Below are 22459 nucleotides of genomic sequence, written 5' to 3'. Positions count from 1 at the left end.
TCGGGCTACCGGTCGCTCGGCTACCTGGCTGTCGGCCCAAGCAGCCTGATCTCAAGCCGTTTGATGGCTTGCGAGAGGAGGAGTGCGAGACCGAGGAAGATCAGGCCGGCTACTGTCAGCGGCTCGGCGTAGCGGTAGGTGTCGGATGCGACGTCGAAGGCACGTCCGAGCATCTCCGGCACTGCAAGCACGGCCAGATAGGGTGTCGCCTTCAGGATCGAGACAAAATAGTTGCCCATGGGTGCTGCGATGTTGCGCAGCATCTGTGGGGCGATGACAAAGATGGTCATATCCATCCTGCCGAGACCCAGTGCCCTTGCGGCCTCTGCCTGGCCATTGGGGATGGCATCGATGCCAGCCTTGAACACCTCGGCGAGATAGCCGCTGTAATAGAGGCTGAGCCCGATCATGCCTGTGGCAAGCGCGCCAAGGCGAACGCCGTAGAAGGGCAGAATGAAATACAGGCAATAGAGCCAGACCAGCACCGGCGTCGCCCGGATGAAGTCGATCACGAAGCTGACGAAGAGACCGCCCCAGCCGCCAGAGCGGCGGACGAGCTCAAAGCCGAAGCCGATTGCGGAGGCGCCAACGCAGCTGACTGCTGCCACCAGCAACGTCATGCCGATGGCGCCAAGAATGGTTGGCGCGGTCGAAAGCGCAAAGGCGACATCAAACTGCACGACGCGCTTCCCTTGCCGGATTGATGCGCCGCTCCACCCAGCGCCCGAACAGGGCGACCGGATAGCAGACGATGAAGTAGGCAAGCAGCAGTGAGGTGTAGATCGGTACCGGGTCGTACTCGATCTGCGAGATCTCCTTGGCGCGGAAGGTCATGTCTGTGAGCGTGACCAGTGAGACAAGCGATGTCGCCTTCACCAGCTGGATGAGCTGGTTGATGAAGGTCGGGCTCATCGCCACCAGCGCCTGGGGCAGTTCGATGCGCAACAGGATGGTGGCACGCGACAGTCCCAATGCGTGGCCAGCTTCCTTCTGGCCACGGTCCAGGGCCTGCAGGCCAGCTCTGACGGCCTGGCTGGCATAACCGCCAATGTTGAGACCCAGCACCATGGCGCTGACGGTCATTGCCGACAGTGCCAGTCCGGCCAGGGGCAGGGCGTAATAGAACACGAACAGCAGGATGATGACGGCAGAGCTGCGCCAGAACTCGATGATCGACGTCACCACAAACCGTGCCGGGCCCGTGGTCATATATTGGGCGACGCCAAAGACGAGGCCGAAGGGGATGGCAAAGACAAGGCCGTAGAGCGTCACCAAGGCGGTGATGCGAAATCCCTGAAGGATGCCAAGCCATATCTCGAGGATGCTCATTTGCCAGCACCAGCCGTGCCACAGAGCTTCTCGACGGTGACGGTATCGGGCACGATCTCGGTCTCACCGAAGCCATATCTGGCCATGACCTTGGTGACCGTACCATCCTTCGTCAGGGCGACAAGCCGTTCATCCCACAACGCCCTCAGATCCTGGTCCTCGGTGCGAAAGGCGACAGCGGCATATGTGGCCTGTTCGTCTGTCGTCACGAAGGGTGTGGCACTCTCCAGTCCCTGAAGCTTCCCGCTCGAAAACAGCCCGATCGCGGTGGGAGAGGACAGCACCGTCACATCGATGCGGCCGGAGCGCAGGGCCGAGATGTTGGACTCAATGTCGGGAAACAGCAGCATGTTGCTCTCCGGCACGCCAGCTGCCGTCGCATTCCTGACCGATACACTGCCGCGCCCGGCACCCATGATGATCTCTTGGCTGACAATATCCTCAAAACCATGGATCTGTTTTGGATTACCAGTGAGCACGATGGCTGCGTCATGGACCTTGAGATCGGGAGCACCGAAGGCGACCTGCCGGCAGCGCTCCGGCGTGATGGAAAGACCCGACGCAACCGCATCGAAGCGGCCGGCCAGCAGCCCCGGGATCAGGGCGCCAAATTCGGTGACCCTGATGTCGATCTCCTTGACGCCAAGTTCGGCAAACGCGGCCTTGAGCAGATCAGGATGCCATCCCTTTGCCTCGCCGGTGGCTTCATCACGAAAGCCCCAAGGCGTCCGGTTGTGAATGCCGATGACGATCTTGCCTTCGCGCAGGACACGCTCCTTCGTCGTCTCGGCCCAAGCCGTGCCGCCAGGCATGACGAAGATCAGCACAAGCAATGCGCACCACATGAGTGCAAGCCGCAGGCGTTCAGAACTTCTGAAGGTCATTTCTCTCTCTCCCATTGTTGTAAAAGGTGCCTGCCCAACCGCCGATCCAGACACGCCTGATGCGTGGCCGCGTGGCATCGCCTGCTCGCCCTGCGATCCTGCTATGCGTTCAGCTTCGCCGTGGATGGCTTTCGCTGGCTATGGTGCCGTCTGACATGGATGCGCGAAGGTGGTTCGTCTCGCCGTCCAGGCCGCGATCCTCAGCGGGCTGGCGCCGGCTCTCCGCCGGCAGCGCGTCCGCGCCGCGGTCGCCCAATGCCTGGAGATCCGCCAGGACCGACTGAATTTGCGGCCAGGGGAATGCCGATGTGTCGCCCATGTTCTCGCCACCGCCGGCAATGATCTTCAGTTTGGCGATCACCCCGGCAAGTGACTGGGCGGAAGTGGCTGCAACAGCGTCGAGGATCTCTTCTTCAGCCTCAACGGCCTGTGCCTCGGCGGCACGGGCTCGTGAGTATCCGACCTCCTGGTCGAGCTCGTCCCAACGTGTCTGGTGATCCGCTGGCTGCGGTGCGATCTGCCGGTCGTTCTCAGGTCCACCACTGGGTTCAGAAGACCTCAGGGCATTCCTGATCCTTATCTCCAGACGCTGCTGCAGCCGGCACAAAACCACGGCCATGTGGTGTGCTTGTTCCCATTCCTGCAGCAGGACAACACAGGGGTCGATGGGCGCCCGTAAGCGCACAGCATGTACAATATCGCTAACTGCCCCATCGTCATCCACAGCACAGCTCTTCCTTCGTCCCCCTTGGATGACGAAAGGCAAAGCTGTGGTATTGTCGGAATCAGCCATGATCCGAGCTCCAACCAGCTTAGGTTTGGTCAGGCTGTATTCGGTGTTCCTGCACCGGATACAGCCGCAGTTCCTTTGATACCGCGAGAGTGAACTGCAGTCTCAAGTAACAGCTAGGTAGCACACGAGTTTAGATTGATCAATTCGAAATCAGATGATGCCAACGAAATCACGGGAGCCCAAATCCGTGCGGCCCGGGCGCTGGTGAATTGGAGCGCAAAAGAGCTTGCGAAGACTGCTGGTATTGGCGTTGCAACTGTGAGTCGAGCGGAAGTTGAAGATGGCACCACATCCCTCACTACGGCGAACGTGAGGGCCATTCGACAGGCATTGGAAGCCGCCGGCGTTGAGTTCGTTTCTAAAAACGGCGGCGGCGTGGGTGTTCGTTTTAGAACTTAGCGCTGAAGCGGTGACTCCTTTAACCCCGCTTCGGGTTGGAAGAGTTGGCGCATAGTCAGCACTCTCTGGCCACCAGCGCGCTCAAAGTGGTCAGTCAGCAATGCGCCCGCATCACGGACATTCGGGCCGCGCTGGCGATTTCCCATAAGCTGCCGGTCGTTGGCCAGGGCGTCGCCTTCAGAAGGGTCGTGGCTGCTCGCCACGAAGATAGGCCCAGAGCGGGATTCGTTTCGCCAGCACGTCGAACGTCGCTGTGGCAATGCCCAGCCGGATTCCATGCGGTTGTCTTGTGCAGCTTTTTCGCATGGCAACGTCACGTACTCCGGTTTATCTGCTAAGAATACTTGGGCAATAGCGAGGGGAGACGATGACACGCGGGAGCTTGACTCGAAGAGGCTTCTTGGTTGGTGCGCTTTGCATGCCGGCCATTCATGCGGCACGAGCAGACTGTTCAAACCCGACTTTACGATTACGTGTGCGACGGGAATTCCGATCATTCGATCCGGCAGATGCCCGCGGCGAGGACGGGATTATCACCCGAAACCTGCTTGCACCTTTGGTGCGTTTCGCCAAGCGTCAGGGCAGCGATCAGTGGCGGTGGGAGCGGCATCTCGTAGACAGCATCTCCGACTCCGACCCCAAGCGCTATACGTTTACCTTGAGAGATGAAGGCTGGCGCAACGCATCCTCGGTTTCCGCTGAAGACGTGGCGTTCTCCTTCGCGCGCATTGCCGGTCTCAATGGTGGCCTGAGAGACGCCAACAACCGGCAGAGCTGGGCTGGCCTGAAGTCGGTCGACATTTCCGGTCAAAGATCGGCTGCGATCGTTTTGGAATCCGAACGTCCCGACCTGCTCACGACAACGTTGCCCGGGGTTGCAGGCTGCGTCGTCAACAAAAGCTATGTGAGTGGGCTTTCTTCCGGCCGGTTCACGTTTGACCCAGGCCCCACCTCTGGCCGCTACGATCTTTGTGATGTTGTCCCCGGGGACTACGCGAAGCTGATCAAGGACCGAGACTGGAAAGGGGACGGGGTCGAGGTCGAAAGTGCAATCTTTCGGGTCATAAGGGACGATAAAGCGGCAAAGGAGATGTTTCTAGCCGGACAGATCGACGTCTACCGCCCCGATCTCGATGTCCTGAAGGTTGTTGTCGCGGAGGGGCAGCAGGTGACCCGCGCCGCAACCTCTCGCACCAGCATCCTTGTCCTCAACCAGGACGGCCCGCTCGCCAACTTCGAGCTGCGCCGGGCGATACAACTCGCCGTAAATCGGCGCGCCGTTGGCCTTGCGGCTTACCAGGATGAGGGAGCACAGGTCGCGACCGGGCTCATTCCTGAGGGTTGGACCGGCTGGAGCAACGAGCCGCTTGTGGCTTTCGACCCTGATGAGGCTGCGCGAATTGTGGCCGCCAACCCGCCGTCGGATACCTTGCGGATTGCTACCTTCGCGGATCAGACTTTGATGAGCATGGCGCTCCAGGTGCAACAGGATCTGACTCGGATCGGATTGCGGAGCGAGGTCATTCCGCCACCGCCGGATAATGGGGCCTGGCTGGCGATCGGCAACAAGACCGCAGATATCCTCGTCACATTGACCGCGCCGCAGACCTTCGGGGCTCTCCAGACGTTCAGCTTTTTCACCACGGCGTCGGGCCTTCGGTGGAACGCCAATCCCGAATTCGACAAGATGTTCGAGACTGCTGTGATGCAACCCAGCAGCGAGTTCCTTTTCAAGTTACAAAGTCTGCTAGTCAACAGCGGTGTCGTCGTCCCGATGGTCGACGACCATGCCACCTACGTGGTGAGTTCCAAGGTGACGTCAGCCTTCAATCCTGACGGCCAAGTCGGCGATCTCGGCTCCTGGGCCGTTGCCCCGTGAAAGCCACGGGTCTTGGTCTTTGCCTTGCGATGGGGCTTGCAGCAGCGGTGCAGGCCGCCCCCAGCGATTGCGCGCGGGGGCCTCTTGGCGCAAAACCGGCGAACCTCACCAGTATCCTCAAGGAGCACAGCCGGTGGCTGGCCACATGGGACAAACCCAACCCAAAGGGTCGGCAAGCCGACCTCAGCCATATCGATCTGAGCGGGGAAAAGTTTGCTGAGCTCGACCTCCGGCGTGCAAAGTTTGCCGGATCGAGACTACAGGGCGCGACGTTTGATAAAGCCAGGCTGGACGAGAGCGATCTCACCTGCGTCGAAGCGGAAGGGGCATCCTTTGCGAACGCGGACCTCTTTCTGGCAACGCTCGCCAACGCGTCCCTCGTGGGCACTGATTTCGCCGGCGGGAAACTCGGCGGCGCCAATCTCTCCGGTGTTAACCTCACCAACGCCAATCTCACCGATGTCGACTTGCGGCGGGCGGATCTGCAACGCGCGCGCCTGCGCAACACCCGCCTCGAGAGGGCAGCATTCGCAGACGTGAACCTGGCTGAAGCGGTGTGGCAGCCTATCGACCTGCCGGAAGTCGGCAGCATGGGGACCGCAAGAAACATAAAAACCTTGAAGTTTGATTTCGAGCAGGTCGATCGCGGTGGCTTGAGCCGCCTAGTCAAGGAACTGCGTGACGCCGGGTTGGACAGCCAAGCCAAAGAAGCCGCGCATGCACTCGAGCGCGCCACCGTAGGTGTGGACCTTAGAAATTGGAAACAACCCGTGAAGGCGCTTTGGGCTGCCATTCGAGCTCCGATCGGGTGGCTCACGGATTATGGGCTCGCCCTTGGCCAGGGCTTCCTGGTGCTCGTCTTGTGGAACGCCGCGTTCATGCCGTTGTACTACCGATACGGCTTCAGCCCAGCCATCGATCGCCCCTCGGGGATCGTACGGATTATTCCGGAAAAAACACTGCAATCCGGGCCGACAGGAGAGCGCTACACGACTGAAAGCATGGTGGTGCCGCTCGCGCCTCCCACTCGCCTTGGACGCGCGCTCTGGGCTTGCTCTTTTACGGCGATAGCCTCAGTGCGGTTCGGCATTGGCCAATTCAATATTCTCGCTTGGCTTGAGCGCTTTGTAAGTTGGTTTGCGGCCACGGGGTGGATCGGCTGGGCGGCTGACGTTCAATCCTTCGGAAGCGCGGTGCTTCTTGCAAGCCTGGTCTATGCCTACTGGTTGTAAGCGAGGACCGAGCATGTGATCAGCTGAGGAAGATTGCCATCGTATAGGCTGCGTCGAGGCCACATCCTTGGCACCTCGCGCAGCCGCACCATTCGTGGGGCTGTTGAGCAGTGAAGCAGTTGAGCCGCGACGCGCCCTCATCCCAGTCGTTCAAACGACCATCATGACCGCATTAAAGCAGACGACGACTGGATCCATAACTCCTCTTTGCGGTTCCCTGGCGCTGTGCAAGGCTATTGCTTGGGGGGAATCGATTTGACGAATCAAAGCCAGCGAAAGCATCCAATCAAGATTGCTAACCGAACACATGTCCTCACACGTGTTCGCAATCTATCCGACACGAACACACGCAATATCTTGAGGGGCATTTTCGCTCAAAGCGACGCTCCTGACGCTGTAGCCAAGGCGATCAATCTCGTAAGGAAAAGCGCGTCACCGGAGGACCTAGGGCGCATTACAGAGTTGTTGCTTGGGAAAGCTGGGGCATTTCCCTTCAGCAACATCGGTGCGAAATACCGCGACCTATTGCGTCCTCATCAGCTCAGACCGATGAGCGCAGAGAACGAGATACGCTTCGTCATGGGCCATCTGAATGGGTGGCCTGAAGAGACAATACAGGCTCTTGGCTCCATGGGCGTCCTTGCATCGCTGCCGGAAGCCGAAGCTTCAGATGCTTTGGGAGCACTTTATGCTTTCGCGCAACGGTGGGGAGCCTCGAATTTTCTCGCCAAGAAGATCGCCTATGTCGTGGCTACTTCCGAAACAGATGTTGCGACGGACGCAACATTTGAGCGCATCGCCGAATACCTGGAGCAGAATAGCTACTCTGCTCCTTACTTCTCGGCAATAGAGTGCGTGGATTCAAATTTCCCATATTTCTCGGGAATGAAGGGACGCATTCAGCTATACAGGAAGTATGTTTCTGATGACTTTCGGCAGCTGACGCCTCTTCACAATATTCTTGCATCCCCTGTTTCGGCAGGCGACGTAGCCGCATTTCTGCGGAAATCTCATTCCATGTCCTTGATTGATCAGGTGGCTAGCATCTTACAGGTGCTTCATCTTCGGGCGTATTGGCCAAGCCTTGCAACGTTGGTTTTTTCGTCAGCAACTCCAGAAATTGCTTCTGCGCTCAAGAAGGCTTGCAGCTTCTCGTTCAACGCGTGTTCCCTATACCGCGACACTCCTCCTGCGGAGGCAGATTTGGCGTTCTACCGCCGCAGTATGGCGTTTGTGGAATTTCGTGAGCCGGCCATATATCGCGCATCAGTTGATCGTATCGTGGGTCGCCGCCTACTCCCGGAGTGGGTGGATGATAGCGGTCCATACTTCGATCTGCCTACTCCCACGATTCAAGACCTAACAAAGGCGCTTCACGGTTTTCGAAACCCGACAGACTATCGCTCTTTTCAAAAAGCCGGGACGTTCCTGCGCACCGTACACTTCCTTCATTTGATCGAGATATCGCCGTTCTCAAGATTTAATTATCAACAGATTCGGTATATATTTGAGAATACAGCAGCCCTTGACTCATTGATGACTGAACAGGAGCTCGAACGACTTTACGCGACAGCAGATACAAGTTCACGATCATTGATATCAGTCCTAGCACTTGCTCTACATAAATCTCGATCTCAGGACGACGACGTCGATTTTAAGTTTCGATTCAACCTAGGAGATACAATCAACCAGCATTATCGAGGTGATGTGGTTGCATTTATCAATTCTCTGTTGATTTCAACGCCGGAGATAGCGAACTTTTTACTTTCGACTCTTGATAGGCACACGCTTCAGAAGCTTTATTGGATCATTGAGTCTGCAGATGAGGCAGATAGAATACGTCAGGAGATATTGCGATCTGTCGGACAAGCGAAGCAGGCTATTAACTACTTCGTCGAAGCCGATCAAATAGAGGCGCAGCGTCAAGTCTCGAAGCTTCGACAATATTTCGATGACAGCCGCGTTTATGTCGATGGTTCCGCCATGAAGAAATGGCTACAGGAGAACCCGTCGTCATATTCTCAGCAATACGTTCGACACATTGAACATGGAGCTGAGCCAAATGTACTTCGGATTTTTAGCGGCGGTGTGGAGCTGAGCAAGATTGGTGAAGTTCTTTCTGAAATACAGGTGAATTCTACATATGATTACATTCTTGTAGAAGCGGCGAAAATCGCGTTTAACGAATTCTGTAAGAACGCGCAGTTTGGTATCGAGTCATATTTGGGTCGTCGAATACGCCACAATACTCTTGCTGGAATGATGCGTGATGCGGTCGAAAGCGTCCGCGAAAAGCCTAGCTACTCGGTGATGCGATTCAATTCAGACTTTGAAGCCGCGTATCGAGACTGGCTAGCCGAGTATCAGTCTGGGATCGAATATATTAGGAAGGACTTGTTACAGTTTCGGTCACAGGCAAAGTCAAAAGGACTCTTCTCAACTGATATCCGAGATGACTTGTCGCCTGCTTCAAATTTGTCTCAATTACGTCGGCTTTCTGCGGCGGCGCGTAGTGGAGAGATTTTCAATGAACTAACGCTTCGATATTGTTGGGCCGAAATTCGCCCTCAGCTAGAAGCGGCAGCGCGCGAGCTCACGGTGAATGAACTTAACAAGGCAAATGACTCCATCGAGCGACATTTGGGTCGCTTTAATGAACAGCCATTTCGACAATACCGTACCGAACTTAGAAGCGCCGTGCACGATGTGTACATGAAACTGGGGAGCTGGTTTCGCGAGCCAGAGAGTGGCTTTGTCGCAGCGAGCACGCAGCAGCTGGGGGACCTCATTCTCCTTGAAGCTTCAAATAGTCGGATCGAAAAAGGCTTTCAAATCGAGTGGGGTGGATCGTTTGCTGGGCTAGAATTGGATGGACCGTCTGTTCATCGGTTATACGACTGTTTGTCTGTGCTGATCAGAAACGCGGCAAGATATCGACGGTCCGACACGCCGATTTCCATCACGGTTGACGGCGTTGTCGTAGAGCAGCAAAAAATCGGTCGCCTCACTGTGTCGGTTTGTTCCGAACTCCCCGCCGACGAGCGCGAACTGCACTTGCGGCGCCTTAGGGATTGCCTGGAAGCGGATGATGTGGGTGGCTTCATGATAAGAGAGGGCTTTTCAGGCATCAAGAAGCTCAGGTTCATAACTACAACTAGCGAATTGACCTCGACAGTTAGCCATAAGGTGGACGGCGACAAGCTAACGATATCGTTCGCTTTAACGGTGGAGATCGCGAATAATGCCCCTTGATGCGGTCCTCCTGGTCGAGGATGAAGCTCACAAGGTAAATGACCTGATTGGTCGCCTACGTGCTCATGGAGTAGCTGACTCCGCCGTTTGCACAGTGAGCAGCGTTCGAGACGCAGTTCTTCAGGTCATGTCGCGGACATTCGACCTAATCGTACTCGATATGGCTTTACCTACATTCACAAAATCCAGTGCGGCCGGCGGTAGCGGCGGAATTGCGCAGCCTGTGGGCGGGATCGAGGTACTCCGTGCGCTAAAGTCAAAGGGCGAACGATGTCCGATTGTGATTGTAACCCAATACCCAGAAGTTCTCATAAATGGGGTTAGCGTTCGCCTCAATCACCTGCCGAAGGTAATCGCTCGACACTATCAGCAAAATCTGCTTGGTGCGATCTTATATGCATATAAACAACCGGGGTGGCAGCAGGACTTCGACCATCTGATCAGGAGAGTATTGTGAAAATTGCTGTTTTCGAGGACAATACTGCTAAATTTGACCAAATCGTTGCAGTACTTCGTTCAAAAGGGGTAAAAGATACTGGCGTCGTTCGGATTGAGTACCTTTCTCAATTCCCGAAAATTGATGCTCTCCACATCGATCTGTGCATCATTGATATTAAAATGCCGCTGGTATCCAATGGCCCGTCCGCATCGACCGGCATCGAGGTTATCGAGATGCTTGCGAACAGTGGACATTCAAAAACACTTGCAATGGCGATTACCGCATTCAGCGACGACGCTGAATGCGTTCGCGATCGGTATTGGTCCCGGGGATGCCTGATATTTGATTTCTATAAACCCGAGCAGTGGTCCGACGCGCTGGACGTGTATCTAAACCAAGCTCGTGACAAGGGCCGTTACGACTTTCTCATTGTGACTGCTATTCAGCCCGAACGCGACGCTTTCCTAGCGTGCGGATTGTCCAATTTAGAGAGCGTCGACAGGCATGGAATAGATCATTGGGACGTCACTATCGGAGGCGCCAGCGGCACGATTGTGCTTCTTCCCAAAATGGGCCTCGTCAATGCGTCGGTCGTTACATCGCGACTTCTTGAACAATACTCCCCTAAGGCAATTGCAATGTCGGGAATATGTGCTGGCATAGGAGATAGTACGAAACTCGGTCAACTGTTGATTCCTGATACTTGTTTTGAGTACCAATCAGGAAAATGGCTCAATGAGGCTTTTCAGGCTGAGCCTTATCAGGTGAACATGAAGCCTTCTACTCGGACACTAATTGCGAAGCTAATCGAAGATAGCGCTCTGACGAACAAATTAGAGTTGGGGTTTAACGGCAAGAAGCGCCCAAGTGACATTACATCACCCAAATTAGCCACGTTCACGAGCGGCTCCGCCGTAATCGCAAGCACCAAACGCATCAATAGTGTTAAACGACAGCATCGAAAAGTCTCAGGATTGGACATGGAAGTATACGGATTTATGAGATCCGTTGAGTTATCCGGTCAGGATATACATACTTTTAGCGCGAAAGCTGTCGTTGATCGCGCCGACGTGAGCAAAGGCGACGAATTGCATGAATACGGCTGCCACATCGCGGCACGCTTCACTGTTGAAGTGATCAGCAAGCTACTTTTGTTGCCCCATTAAGATGGTGACGGAAGCAATGACAGTTTGTGATGCACTCGTCCCGAAAGCTGACGGTCCGCCGTCGGCCCCGGAACTGCCGCTCGATTGATTTCCGAGTTGCAGCTTGGGGGCGAACGTCAATGCCAGGGGTGGGGTTGTTTGCGGGCTGGCAGCTTTTGGGTCGATGTTAGCGATTTCGGGACAGTAGCCTGTGAGGTGTCGAGCGAGACCTTGCTAACGTGCACGATCTCCAAACGAAACGGACACATGCGCCTAGAGCGCATCCTGTTTAATCTGGGTCATAGCCGGCTGCCTTGAAGTAGTTGGCGCATTCTGCGGGGGTGAAGAGTTCGATGACCGATCCGACCGCGTCCCACAGTGCCGCGATCGTTCTCTCGGCCTTTGCGCGCAGCAGAGCCTTGAGCTTCGAGAATGCGTTCTCGATGGGGTTGAAGTCGGGACTGTAGGGCGGCAGGTAGAGCAGTCTCGCGCCGGCAGCCTCGATCGCATCGCCAATGCCGGCAGCCTTGTGAGCGGGCAGATTGTCCATGATGACGACATCGCCGGGCTTGAGCGTCGGGACCAGTACTTGCTCGACATAGGCGAGGAACACGTTGCCGTTCATGGCGCCGTCGTAGACGAAGGGCGCGGTCATGCCTGTCAGCCGCAGCGCTCCGGTGAAGGTGGTGGTCTTCCAGTGGCCATGCGGCACACCGGCACGGCAACGCTCGCCGCGTGGCGCTCTTCCGCGCAGGCGGGCCATCTTGGTCGATAGTCCGGTTTCATCAATGAACACCAACTGCGCCGGCTCGAGGTCGAGTTGGCCGTCGAACCAGGCACGGCGGCGCATCAGGATGTCGGGGCGGTCCTGCTCCAATGCGTGCGCGGACTTTTTTTATACGTCCAGCCGCGCCGGCCAAGCCAGGCGCTCAGCGCGCTGCGGCTGATCCGCACCGACTGTTCCCCCTCCAGGCGAGCCACCATCTCGTTGAGCGTGATGTCCTTGTGCTCCTCGATCATCCCGACGATGAAGCCTTCATGCGCGTCGAGACTGGAAGCGCGGCGGCGGCCCTGCGGCCGCGGCGCCAGTTCGCCGATCTTCGCCCGCGCAATCCAGCGGATCGCACTCGATACGCCCACCCCGAACCGCGCCGCCGCCTTGCGCGCCGACATGCCTTCGTCTGAAGCCTTCAAGACCCGCAACCGAAGATCTCCGCTCAGTGCCTTCCCCATACTCCACCTCCATCGAGATAGATGTTGAATCAGCACCGAACGCGCCCGTCACTTCACAATCGATTCATCGATTGCGGGACGTGCTCTAGCTACTCCGATTCACGATACGGCGCTTCCATTCCAGTGGGTTAAACTGTGATCCGACGCTCGAATGTGGTAGGCGCGCGCTGGTCAGTTCACTTCGTCAGTCCGGAGCCATCCCTTGGATATTGCGGTTATCGGGCCTGAGAAATTCGCCTTCCAGGACATGGCGACCATCGACGTGGCACTGCGCTACCGAGCTTTCGGTCCGTTTTCCCTTATCCCGGAAAAAAGTGGCGGTGAGGACGCCAATCTGGAGTGGACCGACGGATCCGGCCAAACCCTGGAAGTCCAGGTGAAAGGCGCGGCGGGCACTGTGGGAGTTGCCGAACTTGTCGCGTATCTCACCCACTACCCCAGCCGCAGAGCGAAAGGCTCATTGATCGAACGATTGATGGACGATCCCGGATGCCACGCACTCTTCGTACTTTCGGCCCGTTGCAAGGATGAAATGTCCGAGCTTCTCGTCGAAGGGCCGGTCTTGGGCAAGCCTGCTACTCGACCGGTGGCGGGAACGCTCGTGTCTGCCTTGCGAAACGAGGTGAGCCGACAGTCCGCAGCGAAGCCGCCCAAAAAAGCCAGCAACCTTGCCCTGGAACGGTTGAATGACATGGGAGCACTTTCCCGCAGGCCTTTGTCCGACTTCGAGAGCGCTCTTGCGAAGATCGGGCTCGTCGAGAAGGAAACGGCGGAGACGATCGAAGTACGGCTGCACTCGGCGTTGCGGGCGGAGCGGTTCGACACACTCGCCATACGCGGGATCCTTGCCAGGCTGACGGATCTTTTGGCAGAGGCCAAACGGTCCCAGATGGATGCCTTCGGCCCTATGCTGGCCGAGTTGACGCTTCGCGCCCCTACCACGCTGAAGCCGATAGGGTATCTGGACCGTGGAATAGAGCCCGCACTGGAGAAAGCACTTTTGCAGTCGAGCCTGCTTGCTCTCGTGGGGCCTCCGAGAGCCGGCAAGAGCTGGACGGCAAAGGCTATCGCCGGAAGGCTGCAGGAGGTCGGTTTTGAGGTCCGCCAGGGCGGGCAAGTGGATGAAGCGGAACGCTTCCTGACCGACGCGGTAGGCGCCGAGCGTCTCTACGTTCTGGATGACCCGCTAGGCTCGCGCGAGCCGGTCCCGGATGCCAACGCGCGGTTGGCTGCGTTAAGTGCGCTGGCGGCCAAGATCCCGGGCAACCGCCGTCTGATCGTTGCGCAGTCCGAGCACGTACTTCTCCAGACGACGGGGATGCAGTCCCTTGCAAACCACAGGCTCGGCGGCAAGCCGTGGACCCGCCTGGAGCCACTGTCGGCCGAGCGGGCCAAAGGTGTGTGGGAAGCGGCGGCGAACGACCAGGGTCTGGCTGCAGAAGTCATCGCCCGGGTTAACGGTCTGATCGAAACCGACCCGAACATGCGGGACCCCGGTGCACTGAGCTATCTCGCCCAAACCTGGATCGAACTCCATGCGCTGCCGCTGGACGAGGAAATCCGGTTGCAGGCTAGTCGAGACGCTTCGGACTTCGCGAGGGCACTCGCCACGCAGGTCCGCGGTGCTCGTGAGGTGCTCACCGCATCGGCTCTCGCCACGTCGGCATCGATCGGCGTAGCCGATGGCGAACTGGCTTTCATTATCGACGGCGGCTCCGATAGACCCGGACTTGCGGGCGAATTCTCGGTCTATACTGTAGGCGACGATGACCCCAAGCCGCCGCCGGTCTACGACACGCCCCGCACGATCGGGGAAGTCAGGGGTCAAGCCCTCGACACCCTGTGGCGCCGCCGGGTTGTGGAGCGCATCGACAGCCGATTCAATTTTACTCATCCGTACCTACGGGCGGGCGCGCAGACCCTGACTACGCCTGAGATCGAAACAGACAGCGAGCTGATCGTCGAGCAGACCGAACGGGCCATAGCGTGCGTATCACCCGCAACGTCCCTGGCCGCTTCCCGGAACCTGCGTTGGCTGCGCCTTGCGCTGGGAGCAGGCTACCAGAGCCGCGTCTTCGAAATTGCAGAAACGGGTCTCCGCTCATTGTTCCCGGCCACCCGGGACAGCTGCTTCGAGTTTCTTCTGGAACTAATCGATCAGCTTCCCCAGAAAACGCGCGATAGGGTCCCGATCTGGTCACGTCGGGTCTCAATTGACCTGGGTGACATAGACGTCCGGAGCGGCGTCGCATTCATATCCAGTCAACCCGACTGGTTCCACGAGCCTGCCCCTCTGGCGGAGGTACAGCCATACCTCGATGCCATCGAACGGGGGGAGATCATAGCCCTCGATATCTCCCTGTCCAAGCGGCTGCTACTCGCGTTGGCAACCGAGCCGGCAGCCTTGGGTGCCGCGACAGTACGTCGGTTCCTGCGCGCGGACGAAGCAGTAATCCGGGCGGCGGCCGCCCGAACCTGGAGTCAGATCGACCGCCATGACGACGGCGACATCCTCGATCGGATCCGGAGCGACGGGGCACCGGCAGTCGGTGCAGCCGTTCTCCAGGCATTGGTGGATGGCTGGCGGGAGCTGCCGCCGAACCGGCGGGACATAATGATTTCCATTGTCAGGGATCACGCCCGTTCGGCGGGTACCGCAAGCACGCTTTTCACACGCCTCGTGCGCTTCGGCAGGGAAGACGACTACGGGGGCGAGCCTCCCTGGATGGTTTTCGGTGCCATCATGCCCGCCGTTATCGACAACTTGCCCATCAGTGTCTCGTTTTCAGACGGTCGGCTCCCGCTTTCTGTCGAACAGGCGATTGCCGCCTTGAGCCCTACGGAGGTCTTGCCGACCTTGAAGTCATGGGCCAAACGAGTGTTGGCTAGGCTAGATCGCTTTATCCTCAGTGAATTCGAACTTGCTATCGTGGACCCGCTACTGGACGTGGCGCCCGAGAACGAGAGGCTCCCTATCCTGCGGGACCTGTTTGCCGTGCAGGATACCGGCGCCAGGGTCGTGATGACGAAGTGGCTATCGGCGCGGTGGGACGAGCTGGCCGAGGAAGAGCGGGATTTGCTCAGGGACGCCTTGTCCGAACCCCGAAATGATGTCCGCTGGCTTCGGGCAACCGTCCTGACCCTCGCCGCACCGCCCGGCGAGCTCGTCGAGCACCTTACCGGAGCACCCAGGACGCTGCAGGGCGAGCCGGCGGACGTGGAGAGAGCACTCGGCTCTGACCTATTCGCTGCTTGCGCCCACATGTTCATGGGCTGGCCGCAGCCTTTGTGGTGGTATGCGACGCATCACTCGAGCAACGGTGATTGGAAGCGCCTGATAAGGCTTCTGGCTAGATCCCCGAACCATCCGCTCCATGCGGCGGCGTTCTACGAGGTAGCGAACTTCGACTCGGAGGAGTTGGCCGACGTGATCGCGGGATTACCGGACGATCAACTGGAAAAGGCCTTCCGGCGGCTGCTGGACTTCAAGATAGCACGGGTCGGTGACTGGCGTTCCCGAGCATGGGCGACATTGTTCGTACGTGCCAAGCAGCTGGGCTTGCTGGATCGCTTCCTCGCCGAGATCGAACCGGTGTTGGAAGGAATCCTGGAATGGGTTAGTGACATCCGACCCTGGTTGGGCAAGGGCGACTTGTCCGCCCGCGTCCTCAGCATGCTGCCGGACGACGTGAATGCTTTGATGAAGTTGCGTGACCTCGCTTCCGTAAATCAAGCCATGCAAGAGCAGGTCGGCGAACTTGCCGGAGTCATGCAGGAGCGCTCTCGGCTGATCTTCGGCGGCATGTGTGCCAAGCTGCTTGCCGAAATTAGTCTTGAACCACCGCGCATCCACGGTACTTGGTCGGAGATCGAAGACACCTTCAGGCGGCTTAACGCCTCCCCCGAAACACTGGCTCAGGTCGCCGTATTACGTCTGGCCAGCTTGGATGCCCATAAGGCGGTCCAGGATCGTTTCGCGGGTGAACCCGCGGCTGTCGTACTCGAAGGTTGGATAGATCAGGGTCGTCTCGTCTCGCCGGCCTAGTGAACAGGCCCGGGCTTCGTCAGAAGACCTGCATCATCCGGCACGCGCTTAATTTTCGGGAGGCAAGAAGTCCAAGCCTATAGCCAACCATCTGGCGTGTATCGAATGCATTCCACATGACAGCTTTCGGGTTCTTAATTTTGATGCAGAGGCGGCGGCAATGGGGTCGGACGCAGACCGGCAGCTTACCGCTTGCCGCTCCCCAGAACCGGACAGTCCGATGTCGGCACCCCTAGACGGACGTCCCAGTCCGCGAAGCGTCGCGGATTGGAGGACCAACGGCCGGTACGCCTGTACAGTGCTGGCGCAAAAGGAAGCAGCGCATAAAGCGAAGACATTGGCACGTCTGACAGGACAACAATGCCGGGATGATGTCGGAGCAAATTCGCGGCCACTTCGATCGGTTAGCAAGGCGACCTAAGGAGGTTCAGCATAGCGCCCCGTAGGAGGAACCGGGACTGATCGCCTCCGACGAATGGTCAGCTGGCATCAGCAAGGCCTTCACATTTACTGAGAGTCCCGGCGTAAGGCCGCAGGTGTCAAAGTCAATACCAGTATCCTGGAAGTGACGTACTGGAGCAGCAGTCCCATCATTCGAACAGAGTCTGGTTGTTCGGAGACAGGGCTATGGCAGACGCCGCCGACGATCGCCGATTGGGACTGGGAACGCTGGCCGATGGGCATGCGATCGCGCATCACGGCGAGCTCCTGCAGGGGGTATTTGAGGACGATCATGGGCGCTTGCACCGTGGCCTGGTGACTCTTCCAATTGATAGCCTTCGGTCCACTGCCTGGATCGTGCTCGATGAGAGCGGCAATCTCGGTGTCGAGCCGCCCAGCCGGGAAAAGGCGTTACGTGCTGCGCAACTGGCGTTGGCGCATCTCGGGTATCCATTCCTTGGGGGGCGTCTCAAGATCGAGAGCGATATTCCGGTGGGGCATGGCTATGGCTCGTCCACGGCCGATGTCATTGCCTCAATGCGAGCGGTGGCAGCTGCCTTGGGCGCGAGATTGCTGCCTTCGACGAGCAGTCGGTTGGCGGTCGCCGCGGAAGTCGCATCAGATGCGATCGCGTTTGAAACTGAGGCGTTGCTATTCGCGCAACGGGAAGGGGTGGTGCTCGAGTACTTCGGCGGTTCGTTGCCGCCATTTGTCCTCGTAGGTTTCAAGGGAGACGCTGCTGCTGGTGTCGATACGCTCGAACTGGTTCCGGCACGGTACAGCCCCGAGGAAATCCAGCTCTTCCGCGTTCTTCGAGGAATGGTTGGACGCTCCGTGCGCTATCAGGATGCGCGCCTGCTTGGCCAGGCGGCGACAATGAGCGCCCGCATCAGCCAGCGACACCTCCCCAAGCCATATTTCGACGTCGTCGTCGATATCGCAGCTCACCATCATGCTTGCGGGATCCAGGTGGCGCATAGCGGATCCCTTTTCGGGCTTATGCTCGATGCCCAATCAGCCAGTCGCGAGAGTATTCATACAATCATCGCAGCATTGGAGAACCGCGGATTCCAGGACATCGGCATCTTCCCAATCAATGTGGAGGAGGGCACTCATGTCCTTTGAGGTCGACTACTTCAGGGCGCTGGAAACGCCGCGTCTTGCCCGGCTTGGCCCAAACGTCGTTGCGGCGGCGTTCCCTTTGATGAAGCTGATGCCAGCTCGCTTCATCCTCGATCTGGCCGAGAAGTCGGGAGAGCTGAAGGCCGGCGCCCACGTTGTCGAGACAACCTCGGGCACGTTCGGCATGGCCGTAGCCCTTCTCGCCGCAGCGCGTGGATTCCAGCTCACTTTGGTAACCGCGGCGACGTTGATCGACCAAGCTTATCAGGAAAGGCTGGAACGATTGGGCGCGAAGGTGGTCGCACTTGCGGACGAGCGGGGCGATGGGAACCAGACTGGCAGATTGGCATATCTCAGGGCGGTCATGGACAATGAGCCGGACACTTTCTGGACGCGCCAGTACGACAGTCCGGGCAACTGGCAATCCTATGCCCGCCTTGCAGAACTGTTCGTTCGTTCAATGGGCCAGGTTGATTGGCTTGTCGGCTGCATTGGCACCGGCGGCTCGCTGTGCGGAACCGGTACTTTCCTGCGCCAGGTTTATCCGCATCTGAAGATTGCCGCTGTCGACACCCATCGTAGCGTGCTTTTCGGGCAGCCCTTGGGCAAGCGAATGCTGCGCGGGCTTGGCAACAGTGTCATTCCGGCAAATGTCCGGCATCATCTGGTCGACGAAGTACACTGGGTTGGTGCCTATGCGGCCTATCATTCCGCCCATTCGCTCTTTCGCAATAAGGGGATATTTATGGGGCCGACGAGCGGAGCCGCGGCTCTCGTCGGCGAATGGATCGGCCGAAGCAACCCGGGTTCAGCAGTCGCGGTCATTATGCCCGACGAAGGGCATCGTCATGCCAACACGGTCTATGACGACAAATGGTTGGCAGCGCTCCCAGGTTGGCCGTGTGCACCCGTTCGCGAACCCGAAACCCTTGTTGCAATCGAGCCGCGTGACGAATGGGAGTGGACCAGGTTCGAGTGGTCGAGGAGGTTGCTGGCCGAAGTTCCGCAGCCAGTAGCGACAAGCTAAATCAGCCCCACTGATAGCGGGCAAGCCTCAGGCTGTGCTCCGCTCGGTAGGAACTGTTCCACTTACCCACTGCCATCCAACTTCCACGTGGTGGGCTGTCTTGTTGAATGGAACATTCGCCGAGGGGGCATTTGAAGCTGCCCGGAAGCCGTATGTCGTGGCTGCTGGAGAATATTGCCGGCGAACTATTTGTTGCCATCCCCGCTCAATGCAAGTTCGGCAAGTTCCCGCGATGAACCTTCGTAATGCATTTGGTCTGAACCTGCAGCGACTGCGTCGCAAACGCGGGTTGTCTCAAGAGCAACTGGCTCATCTTGCCGGATGCGCTCGAGCCTATCTCAGCGGGGCAGAAGCTGGGCGCCGCAATGCAACTCTCGATATGGTGGAGGCGCTGGCAACGGTGCTGGAGGTAGAACCTGCGGACTTGCTGAAGCATCCGGCAGCGGGACGGGAAACGAGATAGTTGTTGGGTCGATGATAATTGAACCTCCCGCGGAATGGGTTAGACACGCTGGTCAAGAAGATTGCTGGACGACGCTTTGCCGCCGCTCGAGCACTGCTGAACATCTGCAATCGGAAGTCTATCAAGTCTCAGGCAGCAGCCGGTTCTGTGGCATGTCTCCTGGTTGCCCACTGCCATGCGGCCTCGACACTCTCAAATGGAGCTGGGGTGGCGGCCGGATTTGCTGAAATGTCGAGGTCCTTCAGGCCGGTGGCAGTCACAACTGCCACCACCCGATCCCCCGGCGCTATGATCTGCCGATCGCGCAAATCCTGGATTGCGACCAGAGGCGCGACCGAAGCCAGTTCTACGAAGAGACCTTCTCTGGCAGCCAACGCCTTTTGCATGCGGATGAGCTTCTCGTTGGATACGCAGACAGCATGGCCCCCGGTGTCGCGCAGTGCCTTCACCGCCTGGTATGTGCTGCGCGTCGTGCCGATCGAGAGAGCAATTGTTTCGAAGGAAGGTTCCTGCTCCTCGATACGGTCAAAGCCATTCTCGAGGGCTTTTGAAAGCGAGCCATGCACTTCGGCAGCAACCAGCCTTGGTACTCGTGCGATCGTTCCCCTCCTATGCAGGTCGTGGAAGCCTGCCGCTACTCCTGCGAGGGCGTCCCCATAGCAGACTGGAAGCACACACCAGTCAGGCAGATGACCGTCCGCCTGCTCCGCAATCTCATAGGCGATCGTTTTGTAACCTTCGATGCCAAGCGGGTGACTGCCGACGACGGGGTGCTGATAGGGGGAGGTAACAAACCAACCGAGACGATCGGCAGCCTTCTCAAGAAGTTTCCACCTGTCGCTCTTGTCGGCCATCGGGATAACGGAAGCCCCATAGGCATGAATCTGCGACAACATCGGACCAGCGGCTCCGGCAAATGTCGCGACAACACAGCCGAGCCCAGACTTGGCCGCGTAGGCTGCCAGCGATGCGCCTGCATTGCCTGATGACGCTGTCGCCAGCACCCGAGCCCCTTGACCGCGCGCCATCGACACCGCGACTGTGGAAAATCGATCCTTGTGAGATCCGGTCGGATTGCGCCCCTCATCCTTGATAAAGAGCTGAGGGACGCCCAAAACTTCCCCAAGGCGCTCTGCTGGCAGCAGTGGGGTCAAACCTTCTCCCAAGGACACCACCGGACCACTCGGGCGCGGCAGAAATGATCCGTAACGCCAAAGGGAACTGCGGAGAACGCCCCCATCGGCCTGGTCGTCAACCGCATCTGCACCGCGCGTATAGATCGGCTGGAGGTTTGCCGGGGCTTGTTCAACGCACCTGGGACAGCCTCTGGAATCTATCCTGATGTCGCTTGCATGTTCGGAGCCACATCGGATGCAGCTGTATCCGGAAATAGTCGCCATGTGGTCGAAAGCTCCGTCTACGCAATATTGGTCTGTCGAACGGCATGATTGTAGAGAAGGCCTTCCGAATGCTGCTTGTGGCATCAGGCTGCTAGCGACTATCCGGACGCCTTCGGGTCCTTGTCTCGGGTCTGGTTTCCGCAGCCGATCAAACAGCATATACCGCGCGTGTCAATGAAAATGTGCACTATAGTGCGTTGCATTATAGTGCGCATTCGGCAAGATCACGCGATGAACCTTCGCAAGATATTCGGTCTGAATCTGCAACGGCTACGCCGGGAACGGCGGTTGTCGCAAGAGCAACTGGCTCACCTCGCCGGATGCGCCCGTGCCTACCTCAGCGGTGCTGAAGCGGGGCGCCGCAATGCGACGCTCGACATGTTGGAGGCGCTGGCCACGGTGCTGGAGGTGGAGCCTGCGGAGCTTCTGAAGGATCCGGAAACCAGGTCGGAACCGAGATAGCGCGGTCCTCAGGCGGGCATTTAGGCGAAATGCTTTCAAAGCGCTGACAAATGAAAACTACAGTTAGCAATCTGCATGCGAAACGCCGAATCCGCCTGACTAGGCTGACCGGCCCTGCCATCATCGATGCGGGCTGGTCGCATAGTCGGCGGTTTTGGAGCGCGGGTGATGAACCCCAGTATGTTCGCAATGCTTACAGGCGCGCTCGCGAGAATTGATGCCGCAGTTACGCCAGCGGACGTTTTGAAAGAACTGCTCAGCATCTTGCGGCCTTTCGGCTTTCGTCATCTGCTCATAACAGGCCTGCCTCCGCCGCAGCGTGGGCCGTGGCAGCGCGAAATCCTCTATGACGGCTGGCCAATAGAATGGCTCAAGCATTACCTTGCCAGCGAGCATTTCACCCAGGATCCGTGCGCCTCACGCAGCCGCTTGGTCGGCCAGCCCTTTGTCTGGCATGACCTGTTGCCCAAAGAGATGACCGCTGGACAACTGCGGGTCATGGGCGAGGCCGCAGAATTCGGACTGAGGAATGGCTTGTGTGTTCCTGTCCATGAGCCTCGAAGAGCTCCTTCGGTCGTGACCGCTGCGGGCGAACATATCGAGGTTTTGCCCGAAGACATTCCAATCCTTGAAACGGTGTGCGTGCATGCCTACCGAGCGCTTCGCCGGCTGCGTGACCAAGTTGAGCAATCACGTCAGATCACCCTGACCGATCGAGAGCGAGAAGTTCTGACATGGATCGCAGCCGGCAAGGCAGCTGAGGACGTAGCTTGCATTCTTGGGATTTCGCGGTTCACGGTCGAGCGACATCTGAGCAACGTCAGAGATAAGTGCGACGCGGTGAATACGATCCAGGCGGCAATGGAAGCCGTGCGGCGAGGGGAAATCTATCCCTGACAATACCAGAAAACCGG

17 protein-coding genes are annotated in these 22459 nt (G+C 58.1%); 11 read left to right on the top strand and 6 right to left on the bottom strand.

The window, feature by feature from the left end:
- Positions 1–20: 20 nt before the first annotated feature.
- The 4 genes from N7E70_RS25255 to N7E70_RS25240 form a co-directional block, all read right to left on the bottom strand.
- Positions 21–680: an amino acid ABC transporter permease gene (locus N7E70_RS25255; RefSeq protein ID WP_263007963.1), complete on the bottom strand. Its 660-nt coding sequence runs from the start codon at positions 678–680 to the stop codon at positions 21–23.
- The gene (locus N7E70_RS25250) at positions 670–1329 is read right to left on the bottom strand and encodes an amino acid ABC transporter permease (RefSeq protein WP_263007962.1); all 660 of its coding nucleotides are present in this window, start codon (positions 1327–1329) and stop codon (positions 670–672) included. Before N7E70_RS25250 ends, N7E70_RS25255 begins: the two co-directional genes overlap by 11 nt.
- Positions 1326–2213 (bottom strand): ectoine/hydroxyectoine ABC transporter substrate-binding protein EhuB, encoded by an 888-nt coding sequence (ehuB, locus tag N7E70_RS25245; protein WP_263007961.1) that lies wholly within the window; start codon positions 2211–2213, stop codon positions 1326–1328. Before ehuB ends, N7E70_RS25250 begins: the two co-directional genes overlap by 4 nt.
- Positions 2214–2322: 109 nt before the next feature.
- A complete protein-coding gene (locus tag N7E70_RS25240) occupies positions 2323–3006 on the bottom strand; it encodes a hypothetical protein (protein ID WP_263007960.1) in 684 nt (227 codons plus the stop codon).
- A 135-nt stretch (positions 3007–3141) separates the two neighbouring features.
- On the opposite strand from N7E70_RS25240, the gene N7E70_RS25235 reads away from it, so the two are divergent.
- From N7E70_RS25235 to N7E70_RS25215, 5 genes are all read left to right on the top strand, one after another.
- Entirely contained in the window at positions 3142–3405 is a 264-nt protein-coding gene (locus N7E70_RS25235; RefSeq protein WP_263007959.1) for a helix-turn-helix domain-containing protein, read from the top strand.
- Between the two features lie 418 nt (positions 3406–3823).
- Complete coding sequence (locus tag N7E70_RS25230; RefSeq protein ID WP_263007958.1) at positions 3824–5284, top strand: ABC transporter substrate-binding protein; 1461 nt, start codon at positions 3824–3826, stop codon at positions 5282–5284.
- A complete protein-coding gene (locus N7E70_RS25225; RefSeq protein WP_263007957.1) occupies positions 5281–6516 on the top strand; it encodes a pentapeptide repeat-containing protein in 1236 nt (411 codons plus the stop codon). Before N7E70_RS25230 ends, N7E70_RS25225 begins: the two co-directional genes overlap by 4 nt.
- 549 nt (positions 6517–7065) lie before the next feature.
- Complete coding sequence (locus tag N7E70_RS25220) at positions 7066–9768, top strand: hypothetical protein (protein WP_263007956.1); 2703 nt, start codon at positions 7066–7068, stop codon at positions 9766–9768.
- A gap of 453 nt (positions 9769–10221) precedes the next feature.
- A complete protein-coding gene (locus tag N7E70_RS25215) occupies positions 10222–11373 on the top strand; it encodes a phosphorylase family protein (protein ID WP_263007955.1) in 1152 nt (383 codons plus the stop codon).
- Between the two features lie 268 nt (positions 11374–11641).
- Here N7E70_RS25215 and N7E70_RS25210 read toward each other — a convergent pair.
- Positions 11642–12585 (bottom strand): IS630 family transposase gene (locus tag N7E70_RS25210; RefSeq protein ID WP_263005224.1). Its coding sequence is split into 2 segments (ribosomal slippage): positions 11642–12249 and positions 12249–12585, totalling 945 coding nucleotides; the frame shifts between segments, so codons are not numbered across the junction.
- Between the two features lie 202 nt (positions 12586–12787).
- Between N7E70_RS25210 and N7E70_RS25205 the strand changes: the two genes are divergently transcribed.
- The 4 genes from N7E70_RS25205 to N7E70_RS25190 all read left to right on the top strand — a co-directional run bounded on the left by N7E70_RS25205 (position 12788) and on the right by N7E70_RS25190 (position 19683).
- Entirely contained in the window at positions 12788–16630 is a 3843-nt protein-coding gene (locus N7E70_RS25205) for a hypothetical protein (protein ID WP_263007954.1), read from the top strand.
- A gap of 627 nt (positions 16631–17257) precedes the next feature.
- Entirely contained in the window at positions 17258–18196 is a 939-nt protein-coding gene (locus N7E70_RS25200; RefSeq protein ID WP_263007953.1) for a GHMP family kinase ATP-binding protein, read from the top strand.
- Positions 18186–19220, top strand: coding sequence for a PLP-dependent cysteine synthase family protein (locus tag N7E70_RS25195; RefSeq protein WP_263007952.1), 1035 nt, complete (start codon positions 18186–18188; stop codon positions 19218–19220). The genes N7E70_RS25200 and N7E70_RS25195 overlap by 11 nt, the downstream gene beginning before the upstream one ends.
- Positions 19221–19428: 208 nt before the next feature.
- On the top strand, positions 19429–19683 hold the full coding sequence (locus tag N7E70_RS25190; RefSeq protein WP_331461948.1) for a helix-turn-helix domain-containing protein: 255 nt from the start codon (positions 19429–19431) through the stop codon (positions 19681–19683).
- Between the two features lie 128 nt (positions 19684–19811).
- Here N7E70_RS25190 and N7E70_RS25185 read toward each other — a convergent pair whose 3' ends face one another.
- Positions 19812–20837, bottom strand: coding sequence for a pyridoxal-phosphate dependent enzyme (locus N7E70_RS25185; RefSeq protein WP_331461848.1), 1026 nt, complete (start codon positions 20835–20837; stop codon positions 19812–19814).
- 477 nt (positions 20838–21314) lie between these two features.
- Here N7E70_RS25185 and N7E70_RS25180 point away from each other — a divergent pair, with 477 nt between their 5' ends.
- Together N7E70_RS25180 and N7E70_RS25175 are read left to right on the top strand one after the other, a co-directional pair.
- Positions 21315–21545, top strand: a complete 231-nt coding sequence (locus N7E70_RS25180; protein ID WP_182575711.1) for a helix-turn-helix domain-containing protein — start codon at positions 21315–21317, stop codon at positions 21543–21545.
- Positions 21546–21713: 168 nt separating this feature from the next.
- Positions 21714–22442, top strand: coding sequence for a helix-turn-helix transcriptional regulator (locus N7E70_RS25175; RefSeq protein ID WP_182575710.1), 729 nt, complete (start codon positions 21714–21716; stop codon positions 22440–22442).
- Positions 22443–22459: the final 17 nt, after the last annotated feature.

Origin of the sequence: Aminobacter sp. NyZ550, from assembly GCF_025628925.2 — a bacterium.
GTDB lineage: Bacteria > Pseudomonadota > Alphaproteobacteria > Rhizobiales > Rhizobiaceae > Aminobacter > Aminobacter ciceronei.
This window is presented reverse-complemented; position numbering and strand designations above follow the sequence as displayed.